At 46.3% G+C, this 419-nt stretch carries 1 protein-coding gene; it reads left to right on the plus strand.

What is annotated here, in order from left to right:
- On the plus strand, nucleotides 1-419 hold a 419-nt coding region (locus EXE09_RS18915), incomplete at both ends, for an Ig-like domain-containing protein (protein WP_165382095.1).

Genomic DNA, 419 nt, shown 5'->3' on the forward strand with positions numbered 1-419 from the left:
ATGCGACCTATGATGCAGCGACAGGCACCTTGACACCAACGACTCCGTTGTCTGAAGGTGAACATAAGCTGAGCTACACCTTGACGGATGCAGCGGGTAATGAAAGCGATCCAAGCCCAGCATTAACATTGACTGTGAACACAACAGCGCCAACAGCCCCAATATTAACGCTAGCTGAAGATACAGGTCTTGCAGATGGTATTACTTCTAATGACACCGTAAATGTAACTGGTTTAGAGCCAGGTGCTACATGGGAATACAGAACCGATGGTGGTGCTTGGTTGCCAGGAGGCAGTAGTACAAGTTTTAACTTACCTGAAGGAAAATACACTGCCGGACAAGTAGAAGTTCGACAAACTGATGCTGCGGGTAATGTAAGCCAAGTAGGTCAATTACCAGCGACTACAATAGATAAAACA

Origin of the sequence: Acinetobacter sp. WCHAc060025, assembly GCF_004209355.1 — a bacterium.
GTDB classification, from domain to species: Bacteria; Pseudomonadota; Gammaproteobacteria; order Pseudomonadales; family Moraxellaceae; genus Acinetobacter; species Acinetobacter wuhouensis.